Raw genomic sequence first — 16,191 nt, forward strand, 5'->3', positions numbered from 1 at the left:
ATTACTCTAGCCAATTGGAAAGATCTCGGTTAATTAAGTCTTGCAGTTGCAGAATATCTTGTCGATAAAGGTTAATAAGTTGCTTCCTAGTTTTGTCAGGGAGTTTGGGTTTTCCTTGGTTACGCTGCTTGAGATTAGTAGCGAGACGCTTGCGTAGTCCAGTAGGTAAGAGGGGTTTTAAGACTGCTTTAATGGGATTGGGTCGATTGAGGAGTGTATTGACAGTTCGATTTTTAGGAACCTCTGTTTTATTGTGAGTTTTGGTGAAATTTGGCGTAAAGGTTTTATCGACACCTAAAAATTCAAATATATTTTGGGCTACGGCTAACTTATCTTTGATGAGATCTTCATAGAGATAGATTCTGATTTGACTCGCATCAAAGCGGTCAAAGTAGCGCTTTAGTTGGGTATAGTAAAATCCTCGTTTGATATAATGCCAATTGTGACTCCAACCTTGAGAAATGCGTGTCTCTTCTGCTTGAATGGCTTGATTAAAATCAAAGTCTGTATGGGGTTCAAATCCCTGGGATGCCCAGTATAAATAGTGTGAGAATGCTCGTTCTACTGGATCGCGAAGAATGGCGATCAGTTTCACGTCTGGGATATAGTGTTGTATCCGTTCCGGTGCTTTTTCACTATAAATGTATACAGTTGAGGCTTCCCCGATCGCCTTTTCGGTCGTCACGGGGTCAAAAAGCGATCGGTAAGTGTCGAGATCGGTAACGCGATCGTTCATCTTAAATGTACCTTGGGGCCCTGGATATTCTAAGGGTTCACCTTCTAGGGCAAAAAAATCGGGTTCTTTGCTATATCCGGAGGGAACGTAAATTTCCGGATGTTGCTTCAAATAATAATACAGAGATGTCGTCCCTGCTTTGGCAGCACCAATGAGCAAAAAATTAGGCATCGTCATAACAGTAAATCCTCATATCAATCAATGGTAGTTTAACCAAAGTTTAGCACTATTCTCCCAAGTTTCTTCTTGTGCAAGTTGCTGAAATTCTTGACGGATTTCTTCTAATCTATCCTGATTATTTAATAACTCTATAATTTTCATCGCTACCGCTTCTTGAGTCGTTTGCTTGTAAGGATTACCTGGTGCTTTCATGCAATAGTTCTTTTCACTCAGTGCCACATAATCAGTTGTGACGGGAACACAACCCACGGCAGCCGATTCCCGGACTGAAATACAATCTATTTCTTGGAAGGTACAGCCATAGTAATGAATCGATGCTGTGGATTTTTCTTGGATTAACTTTTCCACTCCGATTCTACCATGGTCAGTGACACCAGATTGGTTCATTAATGCTATCATTTTTTCTTTCCAGGCTTGAACTTCTGGTTTACTAAAATCATTGCCAGACCAACCATAATATATATGTAGATGAGCTTCTGGAATTTCTTTCTTAATGATCGGCCAGCCATATTGCAACATTCTTTCCAATCCTCTAATATAATTGGATGCGTAAACCAATTTGTAAGGATCTTTATAACATTTACTATACTCAAAGTAAGATGGATCGACTCCATTCGGGATGATCGCGATCGTTGTTTCCTCTATTTCTGGTAATAAACTTCTGTGGTAAGCTGATTTGACAAACACGCAATCAAAATTCTTCAGTTTAGATTTAGTGACCTGATCGGGCTGCATGACTTCATGCAAATCTAACCAAATTCTCTTGGCTTTAGTTCGGGCATATAGTCGCCAAGGATAGCGCCAAATAATTAATATATCAAATTCATCGTATTGATTGAACTCAGAATAGTGGCGATACTCCACTCCATCATATATTCCGGCTTCTGTACCACAATTATTGTAAACAGTTACTGTATATCCTAATTTTACCCAAACTTTAGTTAGCTGTATGATAGCAGTTTCCGATCCACCCAGACCCACTTTCAACGTCTCTGGAGTCCATACTCTTTGGGTTGCTCCAGTATAGTAAACAATAGACTTATTTGGCCATACTTTAGGTCTTAAGTACTGTCCGGTAAGTTTTATTTTTGACATGATATTACTTAGTGCTTGTTGATAAATCTTCATAAAACACATACCTAGTCCATCCGTTGTGATATAGTTATGATATTAGCAAGTTCTGGTTCAACTGTCGGAAATGATTGACGCTTTTGACCATCTCTTAATCGACCATACCAATCATAAACGACCTGTCTATACTAGAGACAGAAAATAAAGAAATCTTCACTATCTCCATTATATAAAGCACAGCTCATGAAAAAAATTAAAGAATGGGTTAAGCAAAGTTTTCCTAATCTTCAGACTCTGTATAAGAAAATAATGGCTAAAACATGGTCTACTGATTCAATTGTTTATTATACAGGTAACCATCATGAAGGCTTAACTCCGGATAGCTTGAAAGTAGGTGCAAGCGGTTCTCATGCTGCTGTGATTTATCTGGCTAGGGAATGGGCAAAGTTGGGGCATGAAGTCACCGTATATAGCAATTGTGGCGATCAGGAGGGAACCTATGATGGCGTAAAATATGTGAACTATTATAAATTCAATTGGTGCGATCGCTTCGATACGGTGATCATTTGGAGACATTCCACCTTAGTACAGTATCCCATTAATACCAAAAACCTTTGGTTAGATTGGCATGATACCCTAGGCCCAGCTAAAGCCTTTACAACAGAACGATTAGAACCCTTTGACAAAATCTTTTCTAAGAGCAATTATCAACGGAAATTATTGCCCCAGTTTAATGATGATAAATTTGTCGTCATTCACAACGGAGTCAGTGAAGACATCAGTAATTTATATAATCAACCCAAAAATCCCTACAAGTTAATCTATGGTTCCCGCTACTATCGAGGGCTAGAGTATATGCTAACCTACGGATGGCCGATTATTAAACGGGAAATCCCTGAAGCAGAACTTCACTTGTACTATGGGTTTACCAAGCGAGATAATCAACCCAAACATGCTGAGTGGAGAAAAAAAATGGTTGATCTAATGAGTCAACCAGGGGTTTTTGATCATGGCCGCGTTTCCCAAGATAAGATTCTTGAGGAAAAATCAACCTCATCGATTCATTATTATGGTTGTACCTATCCAGAAATTGATTGTATTTCTGTACGTGAATCAGCCATGGTCGGTTGTATTCCCGTCATGACTGACTTAGCTGCTTTAGGTGAAAAACCTTATGGAATCAAGGTTTCTGGAGACCCAGAATCTCAGGAAACCCAAGAAGCAGTAGCTTATAAAGTGATAGAGTTACTGCGAGAAGACCCAGAAAAATTACAGTTAATTCGCGAACAATTTAAGCAATTAACTCAAGAAGAGACCTGGGAAAAAATTGCTCCTATTTGGTTAAAAAATCAGTAGGATTTAAGTGGAATCTTTGATTTTGTCTTTTTGTAAAGGTGGCTCACTTAACTGATATGAAGTTAATTATCCCGATTGAATATTATCGCTCTGGTGGTGTAGAGCGAGTGATCATCTCTTTGATCGAAGAATTTTCTAAAAAAATAGAAAAAATAATTATAGTTTTACCCAAAAAAGATATTAATTATTTTCAAAAAATTCTACCCTCTTCTGAGAGCATAGTTTATGAATCTTTTGCTCCGAATAAAAACATATTTTTATCCTTTTGGAAGATTTTGATTTCAGGATCAAAGATATTGAAATTAAAAAAAATAGAGAAAAAAATAAAGAAAATAAGAAGCAGGCAGTCTAAGCGTAATGCACTGAATGGATTAATTGACAAGTATCAAGCTACCCATTGTTTATATGTTTTAACCAATCGATTAACTCCACCTGACCTGAAAATTCCCTTGGGAATGATCGCTCATGATGTTTTTTGGAGGTTTGCTCCCATGACCTATCCAGAACATTATATGAGAGAGTATGATCAAAGTTTATTAGAATGGCTAAAAAAATCTGATATTACTTTTACCGTTTCTCAAAAGACAAAGACTGATATAATATCAGTTTTTCCGGGTTTCTCATCTAAAATTAAACCCATTCCTAATGCTGGAGTAGCAATCCGTAAAACGGAAGATAATAGAAAGACAATTCTTAACTCTAATGCTCTAATTACATTTTACTTTCCTTCTTCATTTGGAATTTATAAGGATCACTTAACTCTACTGAGGAGCGGGATAAAGGTTGCCCAGAAAAAACTTCAGTTTCAGGTTGTACTGACAGGTAAAGAAACAGATGCTTTAGTCAATGGAGGTTTAAGCCTGTCACAGCAAAGTAGTACCCAAGAATATTCTAATTATTTAAAGCAATGTCATCAAGTCTATGTAGAAAATGCTGATTTAGTTGAACAGTATTTTAAAGGTTTGGGTTATGGAGAGTATGAACAGGTAGAATATTGGTATCAGCATTGCTCTTGTGTAGTTATACCGTCACAATATGAGGGTTTTGGTTTGGCTCTTTCTGAAGCAATTGCAAGAGGTTTACCGGTTATTGCTTCAGATTTAGAAGTGTTTCAAGAGCAAGTTAAACTTTATCAATGTTCTGATCAAGTTGAGTTTTTCCCTCCAGGAGATGCAGAGGCTTTAGCTCTCTGCATGGAAAGATTTATTAATAATCCTAAAAGTAAGTTACTTCCAGAACAAGTAGAAGAAAAACTATCTCTTTGGACTTGGAAGGATGCCGCCGAAGAGTATATTAGTTTATTGGGATCGAATACCTAGCCTGAACATCATCTTTCATTTCTGATACAGGGATTTATTTTAGGTCTTGATTTAGCGTAGCTTATTTTCAAAAATCTCAAAGGTTCTCAGTAGATTAATGGCTGAACGATAGGCCTCTTCTGTCAATTCTAATTGTTCTTCTGGGGTATCGACAATCTCATCGGCTAGTAATCTTAAAGAGCCAATCATGGAATTGAGTTGAGTTCTGGCTTCGTAGGAAGCTTTAGATAGGGTTTCATAGTCAATCTTTTGCGGGCCAGTAGATTCGATCTCTTCTGTTTCTGAAAATTGCATGGAATGCAGACGATGATACAATCCCTCTTTTTCTAATAATTCCTGGTGAGTCCCAAGTTCCACCACTTTACCTTTATCTAAAACAGCGATTTGGTCAGCATTTTGAATGGTGGAGAGGCGGTGAGCAATAACTAAGGTGGTACGATCGCGACTGAGATGATCGATCGCCTCCTGCACGATACGTTCAGACACCGTATCGAGCGCACTGGTGGCTTCGTCTAAGATCAAGATATCCGGATCTTGCAGCAGCGCTCTGGCGATCGCCAACCGTTGCCGTTGTCCCCCAGAAAGCATAACACCGCGATCGCCCACCTCCGTCTCCCACTGTCTCGGCAACTGCATAATAAAATCATAAGCATTAGCCTGTTTCGCTGCCGTTATCATCTCATCCTCCGTCGCATCCGGACGAGCATAGATAATATTATTGCGTACCGTATCATTAAACAGAAACGTCGTTTGACTGACAATCCCCATCGATCGCCGCAAACTTCGCAGCTCAAACTCACGAATATCTCGGCCATCAATCAGAATAGAACCCTCCGTCGGATCGTAAAATCGAGGCAACAAATCCGCAAACGTTGATTTTCCGGCTCCTGACGAACCTACCAACGCCAAACTCTTCCCTCTCGGTAACACCAAATCAGCCTTTTTAATTACCAAATTACTATGACCGGGATATGCAAAAGATATCTCCTTAAAATGAATCTTATCCTTAAACCCATTAAACGGAACAATCCCTTGAGTCATAATCGGCTTATTATCTCGCCGCCAAATATCATAAGCATAATCTATACTTCCTGATGCTTTAGCCAGAGTATTTCGCACATTATTAATTTGATTCACCACTGGCATCATCCGAAACAACACAAACAAATAAGTAAGTAATATAGCCGATAAACTTTCTAGTTGGCTCGCAAAAAAAGTACGACCAACTAATAAAATCGCGATAACTGTAAATATATTAGTGATTTCACTGATCGGCTTAATTAAAGAGCTATTGCTTTGCGCTAAGAAATTAAATTGCTCCAGATCAAGCATCATTTTCTTAATCAAACCAAACTCTTGCTGCTCATTCCCCACTGACTTAACTAATCGAATTCCTCCCAAAACTTCCAATACCTTAATCGAGTATGTTTTTTGCTTATTGGATACTTCTCTTCCCAACCGCTTAGACCGTTTGATTATCCCTTGGTTAACCACAGCCACTAAAACAATTAGTAGAGTCGAGATAATTGTCAACTGCCAAGACAGCGAAATCAGGAAATACAAAAACACGAAAGCAGTAATTAAATGAATAGTCAAATCTATATAAGAATTTACGGCTGTCGTTGTTTGTCCTGTATCACTCCCTAAACGTTTAGTAATATCACCTAACTTATTTTTACTATAAAAATCAATATCCGTTTCTAGAAGAGTTGACATAATATCAATCTTCATACTATTCGTGATTCTTCGTTTGTACGCGGCTGCCACAATAGCACGCAAATAATTAACCCCTTCCTTGAGGACAATAGTTAAGATAATAAATGCTAACATCACAACCAGTCGATACCGTTCAGGTATCCCTTCAAATGGCGTAAAGAGCAATTTTAGGGCAGGAGGCGCACCTCTGAGTTGCACTTCTTGTCCCACAATCTGAAGAACAACTGGAATAATCAAGGCGGTATTCACACCATTAAATATTGCTCCAGAAAATCCTAGGATAATATTTGCAATGACCGGAAGAGGATATTTTTTTAAGTAAGAAAGTACAAACTCTCTAGAAGATATTTTGTTCATTTTTACTCTTTACAATATATTTTTTACAATCATAGTCAAAGCTTATACAGTAAATCTTCTAAGGTTTTTGACATGGATTGAATACTATAATTTTCCATACATCTTTGACGGCTTTTTTGACCTTGTTCATGGGCTAAATCTAGATGGGTAAAAATAGTATTAATCTGATTAGCAATCTGATCGGGAGACTCCGGATCGACTAAATAACCAGTTTCTCCTAAAATCTCTGGTAAATCCCCCACATTAGAGGCTAAAATCGGTTTGCCCATAGCCATAGCATCGGTTAATTTTAACGGAAACTGGGCTAAGGCTGCGGGGGTATTCCGTTGGGGAACCACGACGACATGGGCCGCAGACACAACTTCTGGCATTTTCTCATAGGGCAGTTTGGGAATCTGAATAATCCAACGTCCCCATCGCTCTTGTAAACGGCGGTCATAATCATCATAGGGACTCCCGCCAATAATGACCACTCGCAAATCCGGTTGATTGAGTTGATCTAACGCCTGTAAAACATCCTCAATACCTTTATAGGGTCTTGGCGCTCCGGGAAACATTAGCACTCGATAGTCTGAGAGTCCGTAGCGCTCTCTGGACACTTCGGGATCGTAATTCTGGGGATTAAACAGGGTTGTATCTTTACCATTGGGGACATAAACCCCGCCAAAACGATCCTGCAAAAATCGGGTATGAACAGTTACTGCATCAGCGAGTGAGACTTGATTTTCCATCCACTTGAGATACAGGGGATGATCGGGCATTCTCAGCGCTCCCTCTGGCTTGAGAATATCGCGGCCAAACTGTTTTAAGCTGGGATGATAGCGCCATTGGTCTCCCCCATGCCAACTCAATTCCCAATCATCTATATCTAAAATTACAGGGCAACGGCGTTGTAATTTTTTCAGTAGGGCTAAACCAAAACTGGTGGGTTTTGGTCTTAAGGCGTATAGAATATCTCCTTGAATGGCTTTAAGTAAGGTTTGGGCAGAGCGGAAAAAACCGGGATAGTTGACACCGGGCACACAGACCATGGGATACTTCGACTTAGAAGTGTCTGGGGGTTCACCAAAGCTAAATCCGAGGATTTCTACTTCATGGCCTAATTGAGTTAAGGCTTGGGCTAATAGAAAGGTGCGGACAGCTCCTCCCCAACGGCCGGCCCCGGCTTGTGAGAGGTCGCTGACGAGTATAGAAATCTTCAATGGACTCGATTTGGTCTCCATCACTGGCGATCGCCCCAACATATCAATATAAATACTTTTCTCTCTTGTCCTATTTTTTTCATATCTTAAGAATCCACTAATTTCAACCGTCCAGTCTGTAGAGCATCCAATATACGATTAATTTCCTGTTTCATCTCCTGAGTCAGTGCCCTATTCGAGATTAAAGCCGAGGTGATAATTAAGTATTCTTTCGGGGTGAGTTGACCTCTTTCCAGAATTCCTTTCACCACTTGATGGGTGACTAAATTCGGTTGGCTAGATGGAGAACGGGACATAAAGCGTTAGTCTACTAAATTAGAAGGCGAACCGAACAACACAGCACTTAACTATCTTACCCTTACGATAGAAGAGAATAGGCCAATCCTGAAGTTCATTAAGCGTACCATCGAGACCCTATGCAAGTTTACCGACTTCCTGCCCTTTCTGATAACTATATCTTTGTTTTACACGATCGCCACCTCAATCAAGCTGCTGTTGTCGATCCAGCCCAACCCCAACCCGTACTAGACTGCCTAGAGAAGCTAGGAGCAGACCTAATCGCTATCTTAAACACCCATCATCATAGCGATCATGTGGGCGGCAACCAAACGTTAATAGAACGATATCCCCAACTTCAAGTTTATGGCGGTGCTGTAGACCGGGGAAGAATTCCCGGACAACACTTTTTCCTCGAAGACGGCGATCGCCCCACCATTTTAGGCCAAGAAGCGCAAATCTTCTTCGTACCCGGTCATACCAAAGCCCATATTGCCTACTACTTCCCTCCAGAAAGCTCCAGCGAACCCGGAAACCTCTTCTGTGGAGACACCCTATTTGCCGGTGGATGTGGTCGCCTCTTTGAAGGAACCCCAGCCCAAATGGTTAATTCTCTGAGCAAATTAAGAGCGCTTCCCGACAACACCCAAATTTGGTGCGCCCACGAATACACCCTTAACAACCTCAAATTTGCCCTAACGGTAGATGGAAATAACCCCAAATTACAAGAGAGATTTGCCAGCGTCAAGGAAGAGAGGCAAAACAACCAACCCACCGTCCCCTCCCTCCTCGGTCTAGAAAAACTCACCAACCCCTTCCTCCGTTGGGATCAGCCCAGTTTACAAGCGGCTGCTGACAGCACCGATCCTGTGCAAACCTTTAGCCGCATTCGCGGTAAAAAAGACCTGTTTTAGAACTTGAGGCGATCCTAGAATTGCGATCGCCCCCAAAGTCCGATATAATAAAAGACTTTGATCCAACTTAACCTACTCAAGAAAACCTAACTCATCATGAGCAAAAGAGTACAAATCGTATTAAACAAAGATGTAAGCAAACTCGGCAAATCTGGCGATGTCGTAGAAGTAGCCCGTGGTTATGCCCGTAACTATCTCATCCCCCACGGTGTTGCCTTACGAGCCACCCCAGGCATCCTCAAACAAGTCGAAATCCGCAAAGAAAAAGAACGGCAGCGCTTAATTGAAGAAAAACGCCAAGCCCAAGCCCGCAAAACCGCCCTCGAAACCATTGGTCGCTTCACCATTCGCAAACAAGTCGGCGAAGGAGAAGCTATTTTTGGAACCGTTACCGACCGAGAAGTAGCCGAAGTCATCCTCGAAACTACCGCCCAAGAAGTAGACCGTCGGGGCATTACCCTACCCGAAATTAGCAAACTCGGCTTCTATAACGCCGAAATTAAACTGCATCCCGAAGTCACCGCGACTGTTGAAATTCAAGTTGCCGCCCTCTAGGGGTAGGGGAATATTGTGCCCTCATCCCCCAACCCCTTCTCCCACAGGAGAAGGGGAGTAAAGTCCCTCTCCCGTGGGAGAGGGATTTAGGGAGAGGGAATCTCATGCGAAAATAATATATATCCCGTATCCTTCCCATATCCGAGTCCCGTCCCCACACCTTCCCATGGTTAGCGAGTCCAACCTTCCAGCCCTTCCCGGAACCCTACCGCCCCAAAATATCGAGGCAGAAGAATCCATCCTGGGCGGTATTTTGCTTGACCCAGAAGCCATTAATCGGGTAATTGACATTCTCAGCCCGGAAGCCTTTTCCATTTCCGCACACCAAAAAATTTATCAAGCCACTCTCACCCTTCATAACAGTGGCAAACCCACGGACTTTATGACCGTCAACAGTTGGCTCTCTGACCAGAATCTATTAGACAAAATTGGCGGTCAGAGCAAACTGGTACAACTGCTCGACCGTACCGTGAGCGCAGTGAACATTGATGAGTATGCCAAACTCATCATGGACAAATATCTGCGCCGTAAACTGATTACCGCAGGTCATGAAATTGTGCAGTTGGGCTATGATACTGCCACGGATATTAAACAAGTTCTCGACCAAGCCGAACAAAAAATCTTTAACCTGACCCAAGACCGGGTACAAAAAGGGCTGGTTTCTTTAGCGGAAACCTTAACCCACACCTACGAAGAAATCCAATCTCAAAGTACCGGAGAAATTTTACCGGGTCTTCCCTGCCAATTTTACGATCTTGATGCCATGACCGGGGGATTTCAGCGATCGGATTTGATTATTATTGCTGGACGGCCGTCCATGGGCAAGACGAGTTTCGCGCTCAATATTGCTAATAATATTGCCCAATCAACTCACTTAGCCGCCGCAATTTTTAGTTTAGAAATGTCGAAAGAGCAATTAGCGCTGCGTCTGCTCTCTAGTGAAGCAACCATTGAAAGTAATCGTCTGCGATCGGGGCGGATTAGTCAAACGGAATGGGAGCCTTTAATTGAGGCGCAAACGAATTTGTCTGAGTTGCCGATTTATATTGATGATACGGCTAATACTACCGTGACGCAGATGCGATCGCAAGTTCGCAGACTGCAAGCAGAACAAGGACAACTGGGATTAGTGTTGCTCGACTACCTGCAACTGATGGAAGGTAGCAGCGATAACCGGGTGCAAGAACTCTCGAAAATTACTCGGCAACTCAAGGGACTGGCACGGGAGTTAAATGTGCCTGTTATTGCTTTATCTCAGCTCAGTCGGTCTGTAGAGTCACGTACAAATAAGCGCCCGATGATGTCCGATTTGAGGGAGTCAGGTTGTTTAACAGGAGATACTCTAATTCCCTTAGCTGATGAAGGGATTGAAGTTCCAATTCAAAATTTACTCGGTCGCTCTAACTTTACGGTTTGGGCAGTCAATTTAGAGAATTTGAAAATTGAAAAAGCGATAGTGACTAAGGTCTTCTCAACAGGGATTAAGCCTGTTTTTAGGTTGACAACTGCTTTAGGACGTAAGATTCAAGCCACGGCGAATCATCCCTTTTTAACCATTGATGGATGGAAAAGACTGGATCAGTTGGACATAGGCTCTTATATTGCTCTACCTCGAATATTACCGAGTCTAAAACATTCATCTATGAGTGATAAACATCTAGCCCTCTCCCTATATCCCTCTCCCACGGGAGAGGGACTTTCTCCCCTTCTCCTGCGGGAGAAGGGGTTGGGGGATGAGGGGCAATGGTCTACTTTAGCCAATAGTGAGATTTATTGGGATCGAGTAGTTTCTATAGAAGCTTGTGGAGAAGCAGAAGTTTATGATTTAACGGTTCCCGGTTATCACAATTTTGTGGCTAATAATATCGTTGTTCACAACAGCATTGAACAGGACGCGGATTTGGTGATTATGTTATACCGAGATGAGTATTATAATCCCGATACCCCCGATCGCGCGATCGCCGAAGTGATCATCACCAAACACCGCAACGGCCCTACCGGAGTCGTTAAGCTACTCTTTGACCCCGAATTTACCCGCTTCCGCAACCTCGCTAAACCGCAAAATTAATTCAATCAAGCCTGCGATAAACTAAAGAGAAACTCCTCGTCAACTTATGCTACTGAAATACCATCCCAGCAATAGTTTACCCTCGGCAAAAGATTTACCCGACTCGGATGAGACTCCTGTGGATAACGAACTGCAAGATTTAATTCCCGCTCTCCTGAAAGCGATGTTGGCTTCAATTTGGTCAGAGCGGATGGATTGGTTTTTTGGGGTGGACATGGGAGTGTACTATGACCCCAAGCAACCTGCTATTGTCCCGGATGGTTTTTTGAGTATCGGTGTCCCTAGAATCATCGATGAGGGTTTACGCTTATCCTATGTTTTCTGGGAAGAGGAACAAATTCCGACTTTAGTATTAGAGGTTGTCTCGAAAACCCGCAGAGGAGAATATAACGAGAAAAAACAACAATATGCACAACTGGGGATTCCCTACTATGTCATCTATAATCCTCTGCGGAAAAAGAAACAGAAGCTAGAAGTTTATCAACTCCAGGGGGGTGGATATGAACTATTATCTGGGGAACCGGTATGGTTATCTCGACTGAATTTAGGCATAGGTCGCGATCGAGGCACGTATCAAGGGATAACCAGAGAATGGCTCTATTGGTATGATGAAAATGGCGATCGCTATCTGACACCAGAGGAAAGAGCCGATCGCGCTGAAGCCGTGGTTAATGAGCAAGAGCAGACCATTCAACAGTTAAGAGAACGTCTTCAGCAACTCGGTATCGATCCAGATACTCTGACTTAATGCTTTAAGGACGAAACAAATGGGAATGATCTGGATGATAAAGCTGCGATCGCCCTCCCATCCCCTGAAGCGCCGGACTAATCACATACAACGTCGTCCGTATTAACTCCTGCTCCTGAGTCTCGCGGGCCATCTTCTCCAGAGGAACCACCACAATCTTCTCATCGGGCCATCCCAACCGATAGCAAATGGCCACCGGAGTATCTGCCGGATAATGCCGTAATAGCTGCTCCTGGGAGCGTTCCACATGACGAGCTGCCAAATATAAACATAAACTCGCTTGATGGGCTGCTAAAGACTCCAACTCTTCCCCCGAAGGCATTTGAGACGCTCGACCACTGACGCGGGTTAAAATAATCGTCTGTACCAACTCCGGAACTGTTAACTCCACCCCCAAACGGGCAGCCGCCAACTGAAACGCACTAATTCCCGGTATAATTTCAAACGGGATTTCCGCCTCTGATAATCCTTGGATTTGCTCGCCGATCGCACTATACAAACTCGGATCGCCCGAATGCAACCGCACCACTACCCGACCTTGACGCACCCGCTCAATCATCATCGGCAAAATAGACTCTAGGGTTTGATGACCCGTCGGAATCAATTCGGCATCCTCACGGGTATCGAGCAACATCTGCTTGGGAACCAAAGAATTGGCATACAGAATCACATCCGCTTGGGCCAAAATCCGTTGAGCGCGAACCGTGAGCAATTCCGGGTCACCAGGGCCAGCACCCACAATATAAACGGCAGGTTTTAGGGGAATTTCGGTCATGGAAAAAATTTAAGAGTAGGCGATCGTAGATTGTAACAGCAAACAAGGCTTTGGGGCGGTGGAATGGCGGCATGGTAGCGTTTTCTCTTCTCTAGATTTTAGTCCATGGGGTCACTCAAATTGACCAAAATCGGTAAACTATTCCGGATCGCTGCTGGGACGGATGGGAATAAAGAAATAGTAGATGCACCCTGATCCAGCCCTTGGAGATTAACCTCCGGGGCTTTTTTTTTGGCCGATCTGCTTTAGTCATTCCCATCAGCAGTCGAGACCACATCGGGTAAAGGGCGATCCCATACATACAGCCAAACCAAGCCCAAAATCCCCAACGAAATCGCCCCTAAACTCACCAATTGGGCAATTCTGAGGCCTGCGAACATTAAACTATCCGTCCGCAATCCCTCAATCCACACCCGACCTGAGCTATAGGCAATCAGATAAACCATAAACAGCGTACCGAGTTTTAGGGGGGGTTTACGGTTTAATCCCCAGAAGAACAAGCCCAGCAGTAGGGCAAATATCAGCAGATTCCAGAGCGATTCATAGAGGAAGGTGGGGTGAAAATAGTCAAATTCAACATACTCTGGCGGCCGGCGATCGACGGGAATAAAGAGCTTCCAGGGCAGATCTGTGGGTTTGCCAAAGGCTTCAGAATTAAAAAAATTACCCCAACGCCCGATCGCCTGTCCTAAAATCAGAGAAGGAGCCACCAGATCCGTCAACATCCAAAACGAGATCCGGTTGAGTCGCGCAAAGATCAAAGCCGCCAGTAGACCGCCTAAAATTGCCCCATGAATGGCAATTCCCCCTTTCCAAATGGCGAAGATTTGCCCTGGATTATCCGCATAGCTGGGCCATTGGAATAACACATAATATAATCTAGCCCCAGGAATCGCCCCCAGCACCAACGCGATCGCCAAATCCCCGATCGCCTCTGGATCGACCCCGCGACGTTCAGCCAAATACTGGGACAAGGTAACCCCCAACAAAACCGCCGAAGCAATTAACAAGCCATACCAACGGATCGCTAAACTACCAATTTGGAAAATAATCGGGCCAGGAGAGGCAAATTCAAAAGCTAAGGGCAAAATAGAAGTATTCCACCCAATATCAAGACTGATCATCAATGTCTCTGTCCCCGAAAGCAGCTAACGTCAATTCTCCAGTTATATCATCTCCCACCCTGGACTCCCCCTTACTCGGCCAATCCCTAGAATCTCTCACCACTTGGGTACAAAACCACGGCCAACCCGCCTATCGGGGCCGCCAATTACACCAATGGCTTTATCAAAAAGGGGCGCAATCGCTCCAAGAGATCACCGTATTTCCCCAAGCTTGGCGACAAGACATGGCCGAGGTTAATCTGGGTCGTTCTCGACTTCATTATCGGGCGATCGCCCCCGATGGCACAATTAAATATCTGCTCCAACTCCATGACGGAGAAATTATTGAAACCGTCGGTATTCCCAGCGCCAAACGGCTAACCGTCTGTGTTTCCTCCCAAGTGGGGTGTGCCATGGGGTGTGATTTTTGCGCCACGGGTAAAGGCGGATTTAAACGCCATCTCCAACCCCATGAAATCATCGATCAAGTTTTAACCGTCCAAAACGACTTTCAACGGCGCGTCAGCCATATTGTCTTTATGGGCATGGGTGAACCCCTACTCAACTTCGATTCCGTCTTAAAGGCACTCCACTGTCTCAATAAAGACGTAGGTATCGGCCAAAGACAAATCACCCTCTCTACCGTCGGCATTGCCAAACGTATCCGCAAACTTGCCCAAGCTCAACTGCAAATCACCCTTGCCGTTAGTCTCCACGCTTCTAATCAAGCCCTGAGAGAAAAATTAATTCCTAACGCCCTACGTTATGCTTTGCCGAAATTAATGGATGAATGTCGAGAATATGTTAAACTGACCGGTCGGCGCATTACCTTTGAATACATTTTATTGGGAGGAGTCAACGATCTACCCCAACATGCCTTAGAACTGGCTCACCTGCTACGGGGATTCCAAAATCACGTCAATTTAATCCCCTATAATCCCATCAGTGAAGTCGATTACCAGCGTCCCAATGGTCAGCGTATTCAGCAATTCCAGGAGATTTTGACCAAGCACCATATTGCCGTCAGTGTCCGCTACTCACGGGGTCTCGAAGCGAATGCCGCCTGTGGGCAACTGCGTGCTTCTCGCGCCACTGAGTCATGAGTCATACAGCGCTTCGCACTGTTATGGTGTACAGCATTAAAGGCTCAAAGCCATGTACCACAACCCTATTCCCTATTCCCTATTCCCTATTTCCTAGCGCGTTCATGTCCGCGAAGCGGAAAGCGCTATATCAAGTCCGGTTAAGGGGAAAATAGAAGCGGGCAAGATGCCCGCACTCCCTCAATCTGAGTGATATTACTGGAGTGGGAGCATCTTGCTCCCTACATTTTTAATTAGCATCTTGCTCCCTACATTTTTAATTAGCATCTTGCTCCCTACATTTTTAATTAGCATCTTGCTCCCTACATTTTTAATTAGCGAAGACTGCTAGATCTCCTATTTAGATCGCCCATTCCCCCAATAAATTCCTGGAGCATAGGCTTCTTTCACCCGTCCAGTACGGCTACAAGTAAGCAGAAAATAGTCACAAGATGGGCATTCAATTTTAGTTTGTTCTGACTTAACCAAATGCTTGCGTTCAGCAGACGAACCACAGTTGGGGCAAGGAATGGGTTGAATCAGAGGGATATTAAACTCTGAGGAATGTACATGAATGGATGATTCTTGAATTCCTGATTTATTTAAAGAAGTTTTCATGGTTTTTGAAAAACAAGTTTACAAAGTTGATTACTAAAGAGTTCAGTCAACTTCCGGGTTTCTTGGAGAAAAGATCTTCCCTTAAGCGACTCAATAGAATTCATACATTATAGTC

The 16,191-nt window shown here is 43.3% G+C and carries 15 protein-coding genes; 7 read left to right on the forward strand and 8 right to left on the reverse strand.

Annotation, left to right across the window (positions count from 1 at the left end):
- Window position 1: 1 nt before the first annotated feature.
- The gene (locus PMG71_RS08255; RefSeq protein WP_283753185.1) at window positions 2-913 is read right to left on the reverse strand and encodes a sulfotransferase family protein; all 912 of its coding nucleotides are present in this window, start codon (window positions 911-913) and stop codon (window positions 2-4) included.
- A gap of 21 nt (window positions 914-934) precedes the next feature.
- Entirely contained in the window at window positions 935-2,044 is a 1,110-nt protein-coding gene (locus tag PMG71_RS08260) for a glycosyltransferase family protein (protein WP_283753186.1), read from the reverse strand.
- Between the two features lie 252 nt (window positions 2,045-2,296).
- Here PMG71_RS08260 and PMG71_RS08265 point away from each other — a divergent pair, with 252 nt between their 5' ends.
- Window positions 2,297-3,343: a glycosyltransferase family protein gene (locus PMG71_RS08265; RefSeq protein WP_283753187.1), complete on the forward strand. Its 1,047-nt coding sequence runs from the start codon at window positions 2,297-2,299 to the stop codon at window positions 3,341-3,343.
- A 56-nt stretch (window positions 3,344-3,399) separates the two neighbouring features.
- Window positions 3,400-4,662: a glycosyltransferase gene (locus tag PMG71_RS08270; RefSeq protein ID WP_283753188.1), complete on the forward strand. Its 1,263-nt coding sequence runs from the start codon at window positions 3,400-3,402 to the stop codon at window positions 4,660-4,662.
- A gap of 51 nt (window positions 4,663-4,713) precedes the next feature.
- Here PMG71_RS08270 and PMG71_RS08275 read toward each other — a convergent pair whose 3' ends face one another.
- From PMG71_RS08275 to PMG71_RS08285, 3 genes are read right to left on the reverse strand one after another with little or no spacing between them, the layout of a single operon-like run.
- Entirely contained in the window at window positions 4,714-6,735 is a 2,022-nt protein-coding gene (locus tag PMG71_RS08275; protein ID WP_283753189.1) for an ABC transporter ATP-binding protein, read from the reverse strand.
- A gap of 35 nt (window positions 6,736-6,770) precedes the next feature.
- A complete protein-coding gene (locus PMG71_RS08280) occupies window positions 6,771-7,979 on the reverse strand; it encodes a glycosyltransferase family 4 protein (protein ID WP_283753190.1) in 1,209 nt (402 codons plus the stop codon).
- Between the two features lie 44 nt (window positions 7,980-8,023).
- Window positions 8,024-8,233, reverse strand: coding sequence for a hypothetical protein (locus PMG71_RS08285; RefSeq protein WP_283753191.1), 210 nt, complete (start codon window positions 8,231-8,233; stop codon window positions 8,024-8,026).
- Window positions 8,234-8,353: 120 nt separating this feature from the next.
- Between PMG71_RS08285 and gloB the strand changes: the two genes are divergently transcribed.
- From gloB to PMG71_RS08305, 4 genes are all read left to right on the forward strand, one after another.
- Window positions 8,354-9,127, forward strand: a complete 774-nt coding sequence (gloB, locus tag PMG71_RS08290; protein WP_283753192.1) for a hydroxyacylglutathione hydrolase — start codon at window positions 8,354-8,356, stop codon at window positions 9,125-9,127.
- A 96-nt stretch (window positions 9,128-9,223) separates the two neighbouring features.
- Complete coding sequence (gene rplI / locus PMG71_RS08295; RefSeq protein WP_283753193.1) at window positions 9,224-9,682, forward strand: 50S ribosomal protein L9; 459 nt, start codon at window positions 9,224-9,226, stop codon at window positions 9,680-9,682.
- A 166-nt stretch (window positions 9,683-9,848) separates the two neighbouring features.
- A complete protein-coding gene (gene dnaB / locus PMG71_RS08300; protein WP_283753194.1) occupies window positions 9,849-11,750 on the forward strand; it encodes a replicative DNA helicase in 1,902 nt (633 codons plus the stop codon).
- Window positions 11,751-11,796: 46 nt separating this feature from the next.
- Entirely contained in the window at window positions 11,797-12,498 is a 702-nt protein-coding gene (locus PMG71_RS08305) for a Uma2 family endonuclease (RefSeq protein ID WP_283753195.1), read from the forward strand.
- 4 nt (window positions 12,499-12,502) lie between these two features.
- Here the strand turns inward: PMG71_RS08305 and cobM are convergent, their stop codons facing one another.
- Entirely contained in the window at window positions 12,503-13,273 is a 771-nt protein-coding gene (gene cobM / locus PMG71_RS08310) for a precorrin-4 C(11)-methyltransferase (protein ID WP_283753196.1), read from the reverse strand.
- A gap of 245 nt (window positions 13,274-13,518) precedes the next feature.
- Window positions 13,519-14,397, reverse strand: a complete 879-nt coding sequence (gene lgt, locus PMG71_RS08315; RefSeq protein WP_283753197.1) for a prolipoprotein diacylglyceryl transferase — start codon at window positions 14,395-14,397, stop codon at window positions 13,519-13,521.
- A 2-nt stretch (window positions 14,398-14,399) separates the two neighbouring features.
- Here lgt and rlmN point away from each other — a divergent pair, with 2 nt between their 5' ends.
- Window positions 14,400-15,479, forward strand: a complete 1,080-nt coding sequence (rlmN, locus tag PMG71_RS08320; protein WP_283753198.1) for a dual-specificity RNA methyltransferase RlmN — start codon at window positions 14,400-14,402, stop codon at window positions 15,477-15,479.
- Window positions 15,480-15,815: 336 nt separating this feature from the next.
- On the opposite strand, the gene PMG71_RS08325 is transcribed toward rlmN, so the two are convergent.
- A complete protein-coding gene (locus PMG71_RS08325; protein ID WP_283753199.1) occupies window positions 15,816-16,076 on the reverse strand; it encodes a hypothetical protein in 261 nt (86 codons plus the stop codon).
- Window positions 16,077-16,191 lie beyond the last annotated feature (115 nt).

This window comes from Roseofilum acuticapitatum BLCC-M154 (assembly GCF_030068475.1).
GTDB lineage: Bacteria > Cyanobacteriota > Cyanobacteriia > Cyanobacteriales > Desertifilaceae > Roseofilum > Roseofilum acuticapitatum.

Coding starts and splice junctions, on each gene's coding strand:
- PMG71_RS08255 (WP_283753185.1), bottom strand. CDS start 913: ATGACGATGCCTAATTTTTTGCTCATTGGTGCTGCCAAAGCAGGGACG.
- PMG71_RS08260 (WP_283753186.1), bottom strand. CDS start 2,044: ATGAAGATTTATCAACAAGCACTAAGTAATATCATGTCAAAAATAAAA.
- PMG71_RS08265 (WP_283753187.1), top strand. CDS start 2,297: ATGGCTAAAACATGGTCTACTGATTCAATTGTTTATTATACAGGTAAC.
- PMG71_RS08270 (WP_283753188.1), top strand. CDS start 3,400: ATGAAGTTAATTATCCCGATTGAATATTATCGCTCTGGTGGTGTAGAG.
- PMG71_RS08275 (WP_283753189.1), bottom strand. CDS start 6,735: ATGAACAAAATATCTTCTAGAGAGTTTGTACTTTCTTACTTAAAAAAA.
- PMG71_RS08280 (WP_283753190.1), bottom strand. CDS start 7,979: ATGTTGGGGCGATCGCCAGTGATGGAGACCAAATCGAGTCCATTGAAG.
- PMG71_RS08285 (WP_283753191.1), bottom strand. CDS start 8,233: ATGTCCCGTTCTCCATCTAGCCAACCGAATTTAGTCACCCATCAAGTG.
- gloB (WP_283753192.1), top strand. CDS start 8,354: ATGCAAGTTTACCGACTTCCTGCCCTTTCTGATAACTATATCTTTGTT.
- rplI (WP_283753193.1), top strand. CDS start 9,224: ATGAGCAAAAGAGTACAAATCGTATTAAACAAAGATGTAAGCAAACTC.
- dnaB (WP_283753194.1), top strand. CDS start 9,849: ATGGTTAGCGAGTCCAACCTTCCAGCCCTTCCCGGAACCCTACCGCCC.
- PMG71_RS08305 (WP_283753195.1), top strand. CDS start 11,797: ATGCTACTGAAATACCATCCCAGCAATAGTTTACCCTCGGCAAAAGAT.
- cobM (WP_283753196.1), bottom strand. CDS start 13,273: ATGACCGAAATTCCCCTAAAACCTGCCGTTTATATTGTGGGTGCTGGC.
- lgt (WP_283753197.1), bottom strand. CDS start 14,397: ATGATCAGTCTTGATATTGGGTGGAATACTTCTATTTTGCCCTTAGCT.
- rlmN (WP_283753198.1), top strand. CDS start 14,400: ATGTCTCTGTCCCCGAAAGCAGCTAACGTCAATTCTCCAGTTATATCA.
- PMG71_RS08325 (WP_283753199.1), bottom strand. CDS start 16,076: ATGAAAACTTCTTTAAATAAATCAGGAATTCAAGAATCATCCATTCAT.